The sequence below is a fragment of the Aliivibrio sp. S2TY2 genome, from assembly GCF_028765525.1.
Taxonomy (GTDB): Bacteria; Pseudomonadota; Gammaproteobacteria; order Enterobacterales; family Vibrionaceae; genus Aliivibrio; species Aliivibrio finisterrensis_A.
In genome coordinates, this window is the sequence record NZ_JARACS010000006.1 from 126,092 (window position 1) to 141,808 (window position 15,717).

17 protein-coding genes, 9 tRNA genes and 1 pseudogene are annotated in these 15,717 nt (G+C 38.7%); 19 read left to right on the forward strand and 8 right to left on the reverse strand.

The genetic code is table 11. From position 1 onward, the window contains the following. The first annotated feature begins 5 nt into the window (after positions 1 to 5). The 4 genes from yggU to hemW all read left to right on the forward strand — a co-directional run bounded on the left by yggU (position 6) and on the right by hemW (position 2,591). Positions 6 to 299, forward strand: a complete 294-nt coding sequence (gene yggU, locus PVK63_RS11445) for a DUF167 family protein YggU (RefSeq protein ID WP_130087034.1) — start codon at positions 6 to 8, stop codon at positions 297 to 299. Between the two features lie 89 nt (positions 300 to 388). Further along, positions 389 to 820 (forward strand): DUF4426 domain-containing protein, encoded by a 432-nt coding sequence (locus tag PVK63_RS11450; protein WP_130044350.1) that lies wholly within the window; start codon positions 389 to 391, stop codon positions 818 to 820. 10 nt (positions 821 to 830) lie between these two features. Beyond that, positions 831 to 1,427: an XTP/dITP diphosphatase gene (locus PVK63_RS11455; protein WP_130044351.1), complete on the forward strand. Its 597-nt coding sequence runs from the start codon at positions 831 to 833 to the stop codon at positions 1,425 to 1,427. 3 nt (positions 1,428 to 1,430) lie between these two features. After that, positions 1,431 to 2,591: a radical SAM family heme chaperone HemW gene (hemW, locus tag PVK63_RS11460; protein WP_130086934.1), complete on the forward strand. Its 1,161-nt coding sequence runs from the start codon at positions 1,431 to 1,433 to the stop codon at positions 2,589 to 2,591. Positions 2,592 to 2,666: 75 nt separating this feature from the next. Here the strand turns inward: hemW and glsB are convergent, their stop codons facing one another. Together glsB and trmB are read right to left on the reverse strand one after the other, a co-directional pair. Further along, positions 2,667 to 3,587 (reverse strand): glutaminase B, encoded by a 921-nt coding sequence (gene glsB / locus PVK63_RS11465; RefSeq protein WP_130046899.1) that lies wholly within the window; start codon positions 3,585 to 3,587, stop codon positions 2,667 to 2,669. A gap of 130 nt (positions 3,588 to 3,717) precedes the next feature. Beyond that, complete coding sequence (trmB, locus tag PVK63_RS11470) at positions 3,718 to 4,434, reverse strand: tRNA (guanosine(46)-N7)-methyltransferase TrmB (protein ID WP_130046900.1); 717 nt, start codon at positions 4,432 to 4,434, stop codon at positions 3,718 to 3,720. 218 nt (positions 4,435 to 4,652) lie between these two features. On the opposite strand from trmB, the gene mutY reads away from it, so the two are divergent. The 15 genes and pseudogenes from mutY to PVK63_RS11545 all read left to right on the forward strand — a co-directional run. Continuing rightward, positions 4,653 to 5,705 carry an A/G-specific adenine glycosylase gene (gene mutY, locus PVK63_RS11475; protein WP_130086933.1) on the forward strand — a complete coding sequence of 351 codons (1,053 nt, stop codon included), beginning with the start codon at positions 4,653 to 4,655 and terminating at the stop codon, positions 5,703 to 5,705. Between the two features lie 2 nt (positions 5,706 to 5,707). Then, positions 5,708 to 5,980 carry an oxidative damage protection protein gene (locus PVK63_RS11480; protein ID WP_130046902.1) on the forward strand — a complete coding sequence of 91 codons (273 nt, stop codon included), beginning with the start codon at positions 5,708 to 5,710 and terminating at the stop codon, positions 5,978 to 5,980. Between the two features lie 137 nt (positions 5,981 to 6,117). Next, complete coding sequence (gene mltC / locus PVK63_RS11485) at positions 6,118 to 7,254, forward strand: membrane-bound lytic murein transglycosylase MltC (protein WP_130086932.1); 1,137 nt, start codon at positions 6,118 to 6,120, stop codon at positions 7,252 to 7,254. A 109-nt stretch (positions 7,255 to 7,363) separates the two neighbouring features. Beyond that, a tRNA-Phe gene (locus tag PVK63_RS11490) sits at positions 7,364 to 7,439 on the forward strand. 76 nt (positions 7,440 to 7,515) lie between these two features. After that, positions 7,516 to 7,591 (forward strand) — tRNA-Thr (locus PVK63_RS11495). A 7-nt stretch (positions 7,592 to 7,598) separates the two neighbouring features. Next, positions 7,599 to 7,674, forward strand: a tRNA-Phe gene (locus PVK63_RS11500). A gap of 6 nt (positions 7,675 to 7,680) precedes the next feature. Then, positions 7,681 to 7,756: transfer RNA gene (locus tag PVK63_RS11505), tRNA-Asn, on the forward strand. A gap of 43 nt (positions 7,757 to 7,799) precedes the next feature. After that, positions 7,800 to 7,875 (forward strand) — tRNA-Thr (locus PVK63_RS11510). A gap of 32 nt (positions 7,876 to 7,907) precedes the next feature. After that, positions 7,908 to 7,983 (forward strand) — tRNA-Asn (locus PVK63_RS11515). Between the two features lie 75 nt (positions 7,984 to 8,058). Then, positions 8,059 to 8,134, forward strand: a tRNA-Thr gene (locus PVK63_RS11520). A 7-nt stretch (positions 8,135 to 8,141) separates the two neighbouring features. After that, a tRNA-Phe gene (locus PVK63_RS11525) sits at positions 8,142 to 8,217 on the forward strand. A 7-nt stretch (positions 8,218 to 8,224) separates the two neighbouring features. Next, positions 8,225 to 8,300 (forward strand) — tRNA-Asn (locus PVK63_RS11530). Between the two features lie 108 nt (positions 8,301 to 8,408). Further along, entirely contained in the window at positions 8,409 to 8,795 is a 387-nt protein-coding gene (locus PVK63_RS11535; protein ID WP_130044358.1) for a diacylglycerol kinase, read from the forward strand. A 21-nt stretch (positions 8,796 to 8,816) separates the two neighbouring features. Then, a complete protein-coding gene (locus PVK63_RS11540) occupies positions 8,817 to 9,074 on the forward strand; it encodes a DUF2999 domain-containing protein (protein ID WP_045102898.1) in 258 nt (85 codons plus the stop codon). A gap of 415 nt (positions 9,075 to 9,489) precedes the next feature. Beyond that, positions 9,490 to 10,178, forward strand: a pseudogene (locus PVK63_RS11545) (tyrosine-type recombinase/integrase); the annotation flags it as partial. Positions 10,179 to 10,216: 38 nt separating this feature from the next. Here PVK63_RS11545 and PVK63_RS11550 read toward each other — a convergent pair. From PVK63_RS11550 to PVK63_RS11575, 6 genes are read right to left on the reverse strand one after another with little or no spacing between them, the layout of a single operon-like run. Further along, on the reverse strand, positions 10,217 to 10,708 hold the full coding sequence (locus PVK63_RS11550; RefSeq protein WP_130086931.1) for a hypothetical protein: 492 nt from the start codon (positions 10,706 to 10,708) through the stop codon (positions 10,217 to 10,219). Then, positions 10,705 to 11,034 (reverse strand): hypothetical protein, encoded by a 330-nt coding sequence (locus PVK63_RS11555; protein ID WP_130086930.1) that lies wholly within the window; start codon positions 11,032 to 11,034, stop codon positions 10,705 to 10,707. Before PVK63_RS11555 ends, PVK63_RS11550 begins: the two co-directional genes overlap by 4 nt. Before the next feature lie 27 nt (positions 11,035 to 11,061). After that, entirely contained in the window at positions 11,062 to 11,454 is a 393-nt protein-coding gene (locus tag PVK63_RS11560; RefSeq protein WP_130086929.1) for a hypothetical protein, read from the reverse strand. A 19-nt stretch (positions 11,455 to 11,473) separates the two neighbouring features. Next, on the reverse strand, positions 11,474 to 12,382 hold the full coding sequence (locus PVK63_RS11565) for a restriction endonuclease (protein WP_130086928.1): 909 nt from the start codon (positions 12,380 to 12,382) through the stop codon (positions 11,474 to 11,476). A gap of 33 nt (positions 12,383 to 12,415) precedes the next feature. Further along, positions 12,416 to 12,763, reverse strand: a complete 348-nt coding sequence (locus PVK63_RS11570; RefSeq protein ID WP_130086927.1) for a hypothetical protein — start codon at positions 12,761 to 12,763, stop codon at positions 12,416 to 12,418. A gap of 49 nt (positions 12,764 to 12,812) precedes the next feature. Continuing rightward, a complete protein-coding gene (locus tag PVK63_RS11575) occupies positions 12,813 to 15,713 on the reverse strand; it encodes a type I restriction endonuclease subunit R (protein WP_130086926.1) in 2,901 nt (966 codons plus the stop codon). Between the last annotated feature and the right edge of the window lie 4 nt (positions 15,714 to 15,717).

The following is a 15,717-nucleotide window of genomic DNA, read 5'->3' on the forward strand; positions in this document are numbered from 1 at the left end:
TAACGATGCCTGTTAAATACGATAATGATGATTTGATCTTACGGCTGTATCTGCAACCAAAAGCCAGTCGAGATCAAATTGTTGGAGTACATGGTGACGAACTTAAAATTGCGATTACCGCACCTCCTGTTGATGGAAAAGCAAATGCGCATTTAATTAAGTACTTCTCCAAACTGTTTAAAGTGGCTAAAGGAAAAATTACGGTAGAAAAAGGAGAACTTAATCGTCATAAACAAGTTCGAATTCATTCACCTGAAATAATTCCTGAAGCCATCAAGCAATTATTACTGTCAAAATAACTATTAATGCCGAGTTAATCCTCGGCTTTTTTATACCAATGTAATTACTGGATTTGGTATTATATGGAGGCCTTTATATGAAGATCACTATGAAAAAAATAACCTTACTTTTGTCCCTGTTTCTTTTTAGTTTACCCACATTTGCAGGTCAATTTGTACAAATTAAAAATGTTGAGGTTCATTATTCCGCCTTCAACTCAACATTTCTAACTCCAAAAGTAGCACGCGCTTATCAACTAAAACGCTCCGGCTACAACGCCTTAATTAACATCAGCGTGTTAGATATATCACAAGCAGGTAAGCCTGCTATTGCTGCAAAAATTACAGGGACCGCTAAAAATTTACTCGGCCAAACAAAAACGTTAACCTTCCGTGAAATTAAAGAGCAAAACGCAATTTACTACATTGCAGAGCTACCAATCACTAACGAAGAAACCTTTCGCTTTGATATCGATGTATCTGCCGATACCAAGGGTGCTGGCAAATTAAAATTCAATCAAAAGTTTTACGTAGAAGAATAAGAGAATCATTATGAGCAAAATCGTACTAGCAACAGGCAACCAAGGTAAGGTTCGTGAAATGGCAGATGTGCTGTCTGACTTTGGATTTGATGTGGTTGCACAAAGTGAATTCAACGTATCTGATGTAGCAGAAACTGGCACAACCTTTATTGAAAATGCCATTATTAAAGCGCGTCACGCAGCGAAAGAAACAGGCTTACCGGCGATTGCTGATGATTCAGGCCTAGAGGTCGACGCATTAAATGGGGCTCCTGGTGTTTACTCTGCACGTTACTCAGGTGAAGGCGCAACAGACCAAAAGAACATTGATAAGATGCTAGCAGCAATGGACGGTATTCCTGCAGAAAAACGTACTGCACGCTTTCATTGTGTATTAGTACTAATGAAGCACGAGAACGATCCTACGCCACTTATTTGTCATGGTTCATGGGAAGGTCACATTACTACTGAACAACAGGGTGAAAATGGCTTTGGCTATGACCCTATCTTCTGGGTAAGTGAAGATAACTGTTCTTCAGCAGAGCTTGAGCCTGCGCGTAAAAAACAACTTTCTCACCGTGGTAAAGCGCTGAAAAAACTGTTTGCTGCATTAAAAGAAGGTAAATAAGTAATGCTAGTTCCACCACCACTAAGCTTATACATTCATATTCCATGGTGTATTCAAAAATGCCCATATTGCGATTTCAATTCTCATGCATTGAAAACGACAATCCCTGAAGCACAATATATTTCAGCGTTAATTGACGATCTTGATACCGATCTTGCGCGTTATGATATGCAAAATGAATCACGTAAGCTGCACTCTATTTTTATTGGTGGTGGTACACCAAGCTTAATTACCGCTCCTGAGATTAAGCGTTTATTGACCGAAGTTGAAAAACGCTTACCCTTTGCTGATGACATTGAAATCACAATGGAAGCAAACCCTGGAACCGTAGAGGCTGGTCGATTCATTGAATATCGTGAAGCGGGCGTTAATCGCATCTCCATTGGTGTGCAAAGTTTTCAGCAAGAGAAGTTAGAAAAACTGGGACGTATTCACGGTAAAGATGAAGCCATTCGTGCAGCTCGTCTTGCGCATGAAGCCGGATTAAACAGCTTCAACCTTGATTTAATGCATGGCCTACCGAATCAAAGTATTGATGATGCGTTATCTGATTTAAAACAAGCGATTGACCTTAATCCGCCACATTTATCTTGGTATCAGCTGACGATTGAACCAAACACGGTATTTTATTATAAGCCTCCAACGTTACCGGATGATGATGATTTATGGGATATTTTTGAACAAGGTCACCAGATTCTAGCCGATGCCGGTTATGTTCAATATGAGATTTCAGGCTACAGCAAAGTCGGCTATCAGTGCCGCCATAATTTGAATTATTGGCGCTTTGGGGATTATTTAGGTATTGGCTGCGGGGCTCATGGCAAGCTGAGTTTTGCTGATGGTCGTATTGTTCGAACCACTAAAATCAAGCACCCACGCGGCTTCTTAGATTTAACGAAACCTTACTTAATTGACGAACAAGAGGTTGTGGATCACGATAGACCTTTCGAGTTCTTCATGAACCGTTTTCGTCTGTTAGAAGCGTGCCCTAAACAAGATTTTATTGATAAAACTGGATTAGGTTTTGAGTCGATTCAAGAGACGATTGATTGGGCTAAAGAGAAAAAATATCTCGATGAAACCAAGACGCACTGGCAGATCACAGAGCACGGCAAGTTATTTTTGAATGATATGTTGGAAGCGTTTATGGGGGATGAGGACTAAGTTCAGGGTTCAGATCGCTTCGCTTAAAGATTTCAGGAAGAGCTTAAACATCTTTTCCTGAAACCTGCTCTTATCTTAAAATATCGAACGACCAATACGCTCTGAAAGCAGCTCTAACGCTTTAGTTCCAGCTAACGAATTCCCTGATGGATCAAGCTCTGGAGACCATACCGCTATCGTCATCTCACCAGGAACTATCGCGATAATACCACCACCAACACCGGATTTACCTGGCATACCAACACGATACGCAAACTCACCTGCACCATCATATAAACCACACGTCGCCATTAAAGCGTTAATTTGTTTACTCTGCATTGGCGTTACGATGAACTCATTTGTCTCTGGTTGAATGCCTTTATTGGCTAAATAGCCAAACGTTCTTGCCAAATCAACACAGCTCATATTTAGCGCACAAGCGTGAAAGTAATTCTTTAATACTGGCATCACTTCATTATCGAAGTTACCAAATGAACGCATCAAATAGGCAATCGATGCATTTCGATCACTGTGATCCATTTCTGAATTCGCTACCGCTCGATCATACATAATATGTTCATTACCTGAGAGCTTACGTACAAATTCTAATAGTCTGTGTTTAGGCGCAGAAAATCGACTGTAGAGCATATCTGAAATAACAATAGCACCAGCATTAATAAAAGGGTTACGTGGAACCCCTTGCTCCATTTCAAGCTGAATCAATGAGTTAAATGCCTGTCCTGAAGGCTCTTTTCCAACGCGTTGCCATAATTCTTCAGGCTGATATAACTCCATAGCAAGCGTTAAACTCAATGCCTTTGAGATTGATTGAATCGAAAAACACTCTTCTGCATCACCAGAGATAATGACTTCACCATCGTTGGTATATACGGCAATGCCTAATTTATCACTCGGAACACAAGCCAGTGCTGGAATATAGTCCGCTACTTTTCCTTGTCCAATAAGAGGACGCACTTCATTCAAAATATCATCTAATATTTGTTTTGTTGGCTTCATTATTTTTACTTCCTTTTGATAGCAAGGACAAAAAAGCCAACACAAAGGTTGGCTTTAGTACTTATTTAAATTGGCATAAGAGCCATGCAGCGCTTATCGTGCGCTGTCATACCGTTTGAAAATAAACGGATTATGCGTTACGACGGAATTTAATATCCCATACGCCATGACCTAAACGGTGGCCACGTGCTTCAAATTTTGTTAACGGACGCTCATCAGGGCGAGGAATGAAATCGCCATCGGTAGCGATATTCTCATAACCTGGTGCCGCGTTCATTACTTCAATCATATGCTCTGAGTAATTTTCCCAGTCTGTTGCCATGTGGAAGATACCACCTTCAATCAGCTTAGGACGGATCATCTCAGCAAACTCAGCCTTAACGATACGACGCTTATGGTGACGAGCTTTATGCCATGGGTCTGGGAAGAACAACTGTAAAGTACTTACAGAAGAATCTGGGATCATTGATTCAAACACTTCAACCGCATCGTGGCACATAACACGTAAATTTGTTACGCCAGCTTCTTTTGCTGCTGCAAGACAAGCACCAACGCCAGGACGGTGAACTTCAATACCTAAGAAGTTTTTCTCAGGAGAGTTCTGAGCCATCTCAACCAAAGATGCACCCATACCAAAACCGATTTCTAAAACGACAGGGTTGTTGTTACCAAACACCTCGTTCCAATCAAGCATTTGCTCAACGAAATCGATACCCATGTTAGACCAGCACTCAGTAATAGCGCCTTCTTGGCCTTTCGTTAAACGTCCTTCGCGGCGTACAAAGCTGCGAATTTTACGAACAATTTTACCTTCTTCGGTAAAGTCGTTTTTAGTCACTTCAGTCATGATTGGATAACCTGGTTATTCTCTGAACAAGGATTGTGGATCCGGCATTATCCAAAGTTTAGCTCAGTGTTCAAGTATTATCTTTGCTTTTCGCTATAAACAAGCTCAATTAAGGTAATTATCTCCCTTAATTAATAACCCTATTTTCTATCGGGTGTACAAAGCCACCACAGTGTGATGAGATCACAGTTAATTATAAAAATATGATCGAGCATGTCATGACTTCTTTTTCTCACGCCATTCTAGAGTGGTACGACAATTACGGCCGTAAGACCTTGCCTTGGCAATTAAATAAAACGCCTTATAAAGTATGGTTGTCAGAAATCATGCTACAGCAAACCCAAGTCACCACTGTTATTCCCTACTTTGAGCGCTTCATGGCTCGTTTCCCAACGGTTGTTGATTTAGCCAATGCGGAACAAGATGAGGTATTACATTTATGGACTGGACTTGGTTATTACGCTCGCGCCCGAAACTTACATAAAGCGGCACAGATCATTGCTGAACAATATAATGGGAAGTTTCCAGAAACCATTGAAGAAGTCATTGCTCTTCCCGGTATTGGACGCTCTACTGCTGGCGCTGTTTTGTCATTATCATTAAAACAACACCACCCTATTTTAGATGGTAATGTAAAGCGAACCTTATCTCGTTGCTTTGCTATTGAAGGTTGGTCAGGTAAAAAATCCGTTGAGAATGCCATGTGGGAGGTAGCAGAAGAGCATACTCCTAAAGAAGGTGTTGAGCGTTATAATCAAGCCATGATGGATATGGGTGCAATGGTATGTACTCGATCTAAACCCAAATGTGAATTATGCCCAGTGAATGATCTTTGCCAAGCCAAAGCCCAAGATCGTCAATTAGACTTCCCTACTAAAAAACCTAAAAAAGATAAACCAACCAAAGAGGCATGGTTTGCTATCTACTATCATGATGGTGAGGTGTTACTAGAACAGCGACCTCAAACTGGTATCTGGGGAGGATTATATTGTTTCCCTGAACAACCAGAAAATACGTTAAGTGATCTCTCTGATCGTTATGGTATGGACGTAAAATCAAGCCAACAATTGATTGCTTTTCGTCATACTTTTAGTCATTACCACCTAGATATAACTCCCGTACTTATCACTCTGAACAAGAAACCGAACATGGTGATGGAAGGAACGCGTGGAGTTTGGTATAACTTATCCCAACCAATGACGGTAGGATTAGCAGCGCCAGTTCAAAAACTGCTGGATGCTTTACCGTTCGAAATTTCTAATGGAGAATAACCATGAGTCGCACTGTATTTTGCGTTCTTTTAAATAAAGAAGCCGATGGCCTAGATTTTCAACTTTACCCTGGTGAACTAGGTAAGCGTATTTTTGATAACATCTCCAAAGAAGCATGGGCTCAATGGCAGCATAAACAAACGATGCTGATCAATGAAAAGAAATTGAACATGATGGATCCTGAGCACCGTAAATTGCTAGAAACAGAAATGGAAGGTTTCTTGTTTGATGGTAAAGACGTTGTTATCGATGGCTACACACCACCAAGCGAATAATTTATAATAAATAAAGCAGTCTAATGACTGCTTTATTTTTATCTATTTCAGTACTATACCCAAGTAACCTCAAGGTGCTTGGGTATATGCACTTCTGCCGTTAATCTAATTATTGAATTCTTATCTATATTGTTTTTATGAAAAAAATTATCCTGATTGCTTCCGCTTGCCTTTTTCTTACCAGTTGTAGCCGAGAATCAATAGAATCTACTTTTGGGGTAAACTACGATACCACTAACCGTTTTGCCAAAAATCTAGCGCCTTTACCTGGCCAATTCACTAAAGATATTAAAGCGTTAGATTCGCTTATTAGTAGTTTTAGCGGTAATGTTGAAAAACGCTGGGGGAAAAATAACTTAGTGATTGCAGGAAAAAGCTCTTACGTAAAATACACTGATGGTTATCTAAGTCGCTCTCAAGTTAACTTCTCAACGGGTCAAGTCACTGTTGAAACCGTCGCTGGAACAGAGCCAAAAGCACATTTACGCCAAGCTATTATTACCACCCTTTTAACGCCTGATGACCCTGCAGGTGTCGATCTTTACTCTGATGCCGCAGTGACTCTCGGTGGAAAGCCGTTTTTATACCAACAGGTTGTCGATCAGGATAATAAACCGATTGAATGGTCTTGGCGCGCTAGTCGTTATGCTGATTACCTCATTGCTCACCATTTAAAAACCAAAAATATTGACTATAAGAAAGCTTACTATGTTGATATCCCTATGGTTAAAAACCACACTCAGCTACGAGAATATCAATATGCTGATATTGTTCGTGGTGCATCTCAACGCTATGATATCCCTGAAGATCTCATTTATTCTATTATTAGAACCGAAAGTAGTTTTAACCCTTATGCGGTAAGTTGGGCAAATGCGTACGGCTTAATGCAAGTGGTTCCTAAAACAGCAGGCCGTGATGTATTTAAGCTAGTTAAGAATAAACCGGGAGATCCAACACCCGAGTATCTTTTCAACCCTCATAACAACATTGATACTGGAACGGCTTATTTCTATATTTTAAAAACACGTTACTTAAAAGACATTCGTAACCCAGTGTCTAAACAATACAGCATGATTTCAGCCTATAATGGTGGAGCTGGTGGCGTATTAACGACCTTTAGTAGTAGCCGAAGTCGTGCAATTCAAGATATTAATAGCTTAAATCCAAATCAAGTGTATTGGGCTTTAACCAAAAAACACAAAAATGCGGAAGCTCGTCGCTATTTAGAGAAGGTTACTGCGTTTAAAAAAGAGTTTAATTCAGGGAAGATTTAGCGATAAAATCGCCTATTCGATGAATTATCAATCAAAAAATCAAAAAAAGAGACTATTTTGAAAAAAAAAGTTGACGGTTGAGGCAAAAATCCGTTTAATAGCGCTCGTTGCCCGGATAGCTCAGTCGGTAGAGCAGAGGATTGAAAATCCTCGTGTCGGTGGTTCGATTCCGCCTCCGGGCACCATACAATAAGATTGTTGGTGTAGTTCTAGATTTATTAAATAAATGCTAGATCACGAATAGTCAAAAGAATTTAGTGTGCCGACTTAGCTCAGTAGGTAGAGCAACTGACTTGTAATCAGTAGGTCACCAGTTCGACTCCGGTAGTCGGCACCATTCTTTTGCCTCGATAGCTCAGTCGGTAGAGCAGAGGATTGAAAATCCTCGTGTCGGTGGTTCGATTCCGCCTCGAGGCACCATACAATTCCCTTTTAGTTCAGTTGGTAGAACGGCGGACTGTTAATCCGTATGTCGCTGGTTCAAGTCCAGCAAAGGGAGCCATACAATTTAGTCTTTATAGTTTAAAGATTAATAAAAAATTAGTGCCGACTTAGCTCAGTAGGTAGAGCAACTGACTTGTAATCAGTAGGTCACCAGTTCGACTCCGGTAGTCGGCACCATTTCTTCCTTGTAAGAAGAACTCAAAATCTGTTCCCTTTTAGTTCAGTTGGTAGAACGGCGGACTGTTAATCCGTATGTCGCTGGTTCAAGTCCAGCAAAGGGAGCCATATTTAAAAATCTTGTCGTAAGATGAGGTTTTCTTATCACTGATTTAATTCAGTGATAGCAAAAAAATTAAGTGTGCCGACTTAGCTCAGTAGGTAGAGCAACTGACTTGTAATCAGTAGGTCACCAGTTCGACTCCGGTAGTCGGCACCATTTTTTTGCCTCGATAGCTCAGTCGGTAGAGCAGAGGATTGAAAATCCTCGTGTCGGTGGTTCGATTCCGCCTCGAGGCACCATTACAATTCCCTTTTAGTTCAGTTGGTAGAACGGCGGACTGTTAATCCGTATGTCGCTGGTTCAAGTCCAGCAAAGGGAGCCATATTAAAAAGCCTCATCATTTGATGAGGCTTTTTTTATGCTTGTTATTTATTAAATGCAGCACTACCATACCTTCCATTCGTATTGGCTCTTCATCTAAGGTTAAACAATGACTGATACTCCATCAGGAAAACCAGGCAACACTGGTATCAAGCGTGTAATCAAAGCGACAGGTTTTTCTATTCAAGGTCTTAAAGCTGCTTTTAAACACGAAGCTGCCATCCGCCAAGAGTTAGCGATGCTCGTTATTGCAACTCCTATTGCCCTACTTTTAGATGTGACTGTAGTAGAAAAAATCTTATTGGTTGGTGTGTTTGTTCTTATTTTTATGATTGAGCTTTTAAACTCGGCGATAGAAGCGGTTGTAGACCGTATAGGCCCTGAACATCATGAATTAAGTGGCAGAGCTAAAGATATTGGCTCTGCGGCTGTATTTGTCGCTCTGTGCTTTGCTGGCTTTACTTGGTTAATGATCCTAGGCAGCAACTACCTTTAATTAATTATAAGGACGATTCTAATGAACCCTATTATTCAAACATTAAAAGAACACAATGTTAGTGATGAGAAGATCGCTGAAGTATTTCAAACGCTAACACAAAATCCATTAGCAGCTATGGCTATCATTCAAAGCTTAGGTATTCCCCAAGAAAAGCTGCAACCACTAATGATGCAAGTGATGACAAATCCAAGCTTAATTAAAGAAGCTGTGGAAGAACTAGGTTTAGATTTCTCTAAAGTAGAAGAAGCAAAAGCAAAGCTTGAAGAGAATCAATAAACCTTTTCAATGAGCAACACTAAAGCCCTGACTTCGGTTGGGGCTTTTTTGTATCAAGAGAACGATGGTGTGCTTTCTATATCCCAGATACAACAAAGCCCCGATTTTCATCGAGGCTTTATCGTTTAAATGTGGTACGGTAGGCGGACTCAAAAATACACAATAAAACATTGAAATACAATAAAATTAAAACAACACAAAGATAAAAGGGTTACATCAGGGGTTACATGAAGAACCGCTCATATACTTAAAACCTCTATTTAACTCGAATATAGAGACCTATTATTTAAATTTCTAAAAATGTGATGTAACCCCTAATCTCATTATAAATTATGTTCAGGATATTTCATTACACATATTAGGATGCTATCCTATATAATAAAACTAATTATCTCACTACTAAATGAGATCATGGCTTATTCATACTAACCCTCTTGCTGAGATCAAAGCTGCTTTTAAGAAACCCAAAAAATAAAATATGGCGGCTCTTAAACCTGATGAGTTACCAGAACTAATGATAGTCATTGCTAATGCTTCTATTAAGCGCACTACTCGTTGTTTAATTGAATGGCAACTTCATACTATGACTCGACCATCAGAAGCCGCTGGAACACGTTGGGAAGAAATAGATTTAGAGAAAGGACTTTGGACAATTCCAGCAGAGAGAATGAAAAAGCGTAGAGAACATCGTATACCTTTAACTGCTCAGGCTCTTTCTTTACTTGAAGTAGTGAAACCTATCAGTGCTCATAGAGAGTTTGTATTCCCTTCTGATCGAGCACCACTAAAACCATCTAATAGCCAAACAGCTAATATGGCAATAAAACGTATGGGGTTTGCTGGCAGATTAGTAAGTCATGGATTACGTTCAGTAGCCAGTACTACGCTAAACGAGCAAGGCTTTGAATCAGACCTAATTGAAGCGGCTCTTGCTCACGTAGATGACAGCCAAGTACGTGCGGCTTATAACCGTACTGATTATCTTGAACGAAGAATACCTATGATGATGAGTGGAGTGGAGTGGAGTGGAGTGGACATATTGAGGAAGCATCGAAAGGAAGTCTATCTATATCAGGAATGAAGTGTTTATCTTTGGTTGGATAAGCGGCATAGATAAGGCTCCTTCGGGAGCCTTATTATATTTATGATCTTACTTCTACTACTGAGTTTTCACTATAAAAAATTATATCTTTTAACAACATTGCGGTATTGAAAATACAATAAAAAAGCAAGAACGATGTTAACAAAAACATTGAAATCAGATCAAATGTACCAAACCCTATAAAATGTTTACCTTGAAAAAAGGTTTGCATATATAAACCTTTCAACAATGCTAATGATGTAGAACCAGCAACTCCATATGTACCTATTCCAAAAAGAGTATCTGCATACGCTCCAAAATGTTTATAAATAAAGCTATCTTTAGCTAATTCATAGGATGCAAATAAGTATCTATGTATAAATAATACACCTGCAACAAAAGCCCAAAGAAGCTTGTTTAACAAGCCAGATTCTAATACTGCTTTTATCGGCTCTTTCATATCTGTTCCAAATAATTGGACGAACAATATAAGAAACATTAAAAAAAATATAGAAAAAGTCCATTTATAATTTACAGAAGTATTATTACTCACAATCTACTCCCATTAAACTTTTCAACTTTTTCTACTTCCTTGATATCACTATCTTTTCCTAATAGCCCCCCAAAAGCCCCACCAGCCAACACACCCGGAACCCCTCCAAATAAACCGAGAACACCACCTAATGCCATTCCTAAAGCAGCGCCATCTTGAGATTTCTCAGCCTTCACTTGGCTTACAAAATATTTTTCATCGTCAATATAAAATTCTTTTTTACCTAATAACTCTGCTAACTCTTTTTTAGTACTAGCCAACTTTGCTAGGTAATGCTTTTTCCCTGTACTACGACCATTAACTTTTTCTTCTACAAATAATCTCATATTATTGCCAATTTATTTTTCAATTCACTATTTTATTTCAAAAGATACTGGTACTGAAAATTTCAAGTTCTGCGTTGACACTTGATTCTTTTTAGAAGAAGAACCAGCATTAATACCGCCGCCAAATGAAATGACATTTAAGATTTTCGCATTAGTAGACAAATTAGAAGAACTATCTTTATTTTTTTCAGAACCGACTTCTACATTAATGTCAAAATCAAAAACAAGGACAGGTACAGATTTATCACTATTATCCTTTTGCCCTTTTGCTAATTTCAAATTAACAAGATCACTCGAAATAGTATTAAAATCATCCGTCCAAACGCTACCTAATTTATCTTTGCTCAATTTATCATCTGCATTTTTCAACCCTTTCAATACAGAATAAATACTAATTTCAATATATTCACTTAATTCCATTATTATTCCTTTTCATATTCTATGCGTCTTGCATCAAATCCCAAAACTCACTATCTAGCTTCTTAATTTCAATCACTTTTTCTACTTGCATACCTAAATTGAAATCATAAATGTATTGAGCAAGTTGCTCACCGTCGATCAATACCAATGCTGTTGAGCCATTAAGATTATTAGCATACTGATGAGCACCTTTAGAGTAAGAAGATGTGGTAATAAATATTCCTTTGTTAGACTGTGCTACAGCTAACGCACCAACAAATTTTTGTATCTCATCACGTCCGATAGTATTACCTATACCATAACGTTTTGCTTGGATATGGATCCGCCCTAACCCTAGCAAATCTTCTTTAATAATCCCGTCAATTCCACCATCATTAGTCGCTTGAGTTACTTCCCCTGCGTTTTTAACTTGTCCTCCGTAGCCCATTCGTTCAAGAAGAGATACAACAAGATGTTCAAATTCACGAGGAGATTTTCTCAGAACGGTTTCTAAAATTTCATCGTAAATAGATTTTTTAATCTCATCAAATGACTCTGAAAAAAGCTGTAATGGTGTTTTATCTTCATTATCAATGTCTGATGTATCATCAACAACTACAGGCTTAGATTTACGTTTAGTGTGCGCTTTATACAAAAACACTTGAGCATCTTCACGCTCTAACACTACACGACCTTCATCATTAATTTGATAGACTCCACGCTTTGGTTTATCGATATACCCAGCTAAATTCAAAAAACTCATAGCCCACGAAATCCGATCTAAAAATACAGGACCATTACCAGAGTCATACATTCTTTCAACCTCTTCAGTAGATAATTGAAAATGTTGTGTCAATGGCTTAACTAACTCTTTTAGTTTTTTAACTTCGCCATCAAGCAAGTGATTTAATGCTACAAATCGTATTTCATTATGCTTTGGAATTGTCATTTCTTTACCTATGAAGAATCACATTTAACATTATCAATTTTCGGTATTATCCAAACGAGTAACGAGATAAGAATATAACCCTTCAGCAACCCTATCGAACTCTTCCCCGACTTTTAAATCATCAGATAGCCCTGATAAAATTTCATCAGGCTCATTAACATCAATCCATCGTAATACCATATCGTCCGGTTCATCAGAAAATCCAACTAAAGAAAAACGGTGTTTATCAAACTTTCCATTATCTCCCATTTCTGACGCATACCCTTCAATCGGAAATTGACGATTTTTTGTTTTCAACATATTGATCGTAAAAGAAGGAATAACTAAAGTTCCATCTTGTTCTGGATCATTAGTGTTATTTATATATTTTGCAACGAGCATTAAAAACTCCTTTTATCTTTACTATCAAATTATGACTTTTAAACCCATCCTAAAACCCACCGATAAACGTATCGACAAAGCCTTTAAACTTCTCAGTTAAACGCCCTACGATTTGCTTACGTTGCAGTATGGTTGGCTTGCTCTCAAGTGTTGCCGCAAAATCATCACGCAATGGCATAACCTCACTCGTTTCATATCGACTGACTAAGCTCTCTAACTTACCTTGATTAAGCTTTTCTTCTATCGCCATTTTCTCTAGGGCTAGACGCTTTTCTTTTTCCCAAAAAAACTCAAACTCTTCTTCTACGTTCACTTGAGCTGGTATGCCATCAAGATGCTCATTCATGAATCGTTCAATCAGTTCTTTCTTACTTAATAACGTTGGGTCGGTACTCACTAAATTAGCAATGACTTGACGTTTTTTCACTTTAGCTTCTTCACTGTCTTCACCATGCAATTCACGCAATAGATGAAGAATATAAGCCACGTTGATTTCATCTCGGTGTAGCAGTTCTAATTCAAAATCGACATCATCTAAAATAGATACTTTTTCTTTGGTTGAGCCTTCACGTATCTGACGACTTAAATCAGCGTACTTACTAATAAAGTCTTGGAATTCTTGCTCATCCATCCCTGTTGATGCCATATCAAAATCAACAAAGTTACTTAGCATGTTTTTAAGCTGCATCAGTTTCCGAAATTGAAGCACAAACAGCTTTTGTGCATCTTCATCAGGTAAATCATCCACCGAATCAGGGGTTGGCGTGATTTCCATTAATGCCCCATACGCTTTATCAAAATCAGCTAATAGCTCATCGTAGGCTGGTGTCTCTATATCCTCTTTTGGTTGCTTATTAGAGAACAGCGTAAATGCCTCATCAGCGGCTTTTTTCAGGTTACGGAAGCACACGATATTACCGTGAGACTTCTTCTCATCTAACAAGCGATTAGGGCGTGAGAACGCTTGAATTAATCCATGATGTTTGAGGTTCTTATCGACATAAAGTGTATTAAGGCACTTGGCATCAAAGCCTGTTAAAAACATATTCACCACAAGAAGAATATCAATCTCTTTATCTTTCACTCGTTGGGACAGATTTTTGTAATACTTATCGAACGAGTGATAATCCTTGGTGGTATAGCTTGAGCCAAACATCGCATTATAATCCGCCATGAATGCTTCTAGCTTATCTCGACTGTGCAGTTTTATTGCATCTGTATTATTTAAGTATTTTGCAGCGGCTTCTTTAATTTCTACTGCATCAGATCCACCTAATTCATACTCTTCTTCTTCGTTGGCCTCATAACTAAAAATCGTCGCTATTTTTAGCGTGTGCTTACCTTCTGCTTTTTTCTTAGAAAACAATTCATAGTACTGAATTAGCTCAGGGATACCCGATACACACAACATGGCGTTGTAGGCGCGGCTGTGAGTCTTGCGATTATGATTGGCAATGATGTAATCAGTTATCTTATCTAGACGCTCTGGTGACGATAACAGCTCTTTGGTATCGATATCTTCCACATCAATATCTAAGGTATTTTTAGAGCCTGTTTTGTATTGATAACGACCAACGTATTCAATCGCAAACTTCAACACGTTTTGGTCACGGATAGCATCAACGATCACATAAGCATGTAGACGATCATCAAATAAGTCTTTGGTGGTTTTCTTGACTGAGTTCTTAGCCACTGCATTTTCAGCAAAGATAGGCGTTCCAGTAAAACCAAATAATTGAGCACCCTTGAAAAACTCAATCAAACTCTTGTGAGTGTCACCAAATTGGCTACGGTGGCATTCATCAAAAATAAACACAATGCGCTTATCTTTTAATGACTCCATCTCTTTTAAATAGCGAGACTTAGATATCACACTGTTAAGCTTTTGCAGTGTAGTGACGATTAATTTTGAATTGCGGTACTCATTAATTTTTTTGCCTTTAAGTGGCTTATCAATGAACTGGTGAAACAGCATATTGGTGTTTTCAGTGCTGTCTACACACCCTTTAGAAAAAGCATTAAATTCTAAGGCGGTTTGATAATCTAAATCTTTTCTGTCTACCACAAACACGACTTTATCTACTTCGGAAAGTGTCGTCATGATTTGCGCGGCTTTGAACGAGGTTAAGGTCTTCCCTGAGCCTGTGGTATGCCAGATATACCCGTTCTTAGTGGTGGTGTTAACTTGGTTAACTATCGCCTCTACCGCATAGAACTGGTAAGGACGTAGCACCATGAGGCACTTTTCTGTTTCATTTAAGACAACGTATTTACTTAGCATTGCGGTTAAATGTTCAGGCTGTAAAAACACCTTACTGAAATCAAATAACTGGCTAATGCGTTTATTGGTTACGTCTGTCCAATCAAAGGTTTGTTTGGCTGACATTTCACTGTTATTAGCAAAGTACTGAGTGTTTACCCCATTAGAGATAACAAACAATTGAATGAAATTAAACAAGCCGTGGTTAGCATGATAAGAATGTTTTTGATAACGCTTTACTTGGTTAAAGGCTTCTTTAAGCTCAATACCTCGACGCTTCAGTTCTATCTGAATTAACGGTAAGCCATTAACTAAAATGGTCACATCATAGCGATTGGTGTAGATACCTTTAACTGTGATTTGTTGGGCAACTTGATATGCATTCTTTTGTGTTGATGAAGCGGTATCATCAAAGAGTAACGTCAAATGACGGCTATCACCATTATCTAAAGTGATGTCCAATTGGTCACGCAGTGTTTTGGCTTTAGTGAAAATATTACCCTTTTCTAACTTGCCTAACACTTGAGTAAACTCTCGCTCTGATAAGGTGCAATTATTGACCTTTTCAAGCTGTGTTTTTAGATTAGCTTCAAGGGCGGTATTATCAGCTAATGTTACCACCTCAAACCCTTGCGTACTCAATTGGACAATTAACTTGTCTTCTAATTGTTGTTCACTTTGATAAGCCATTTGA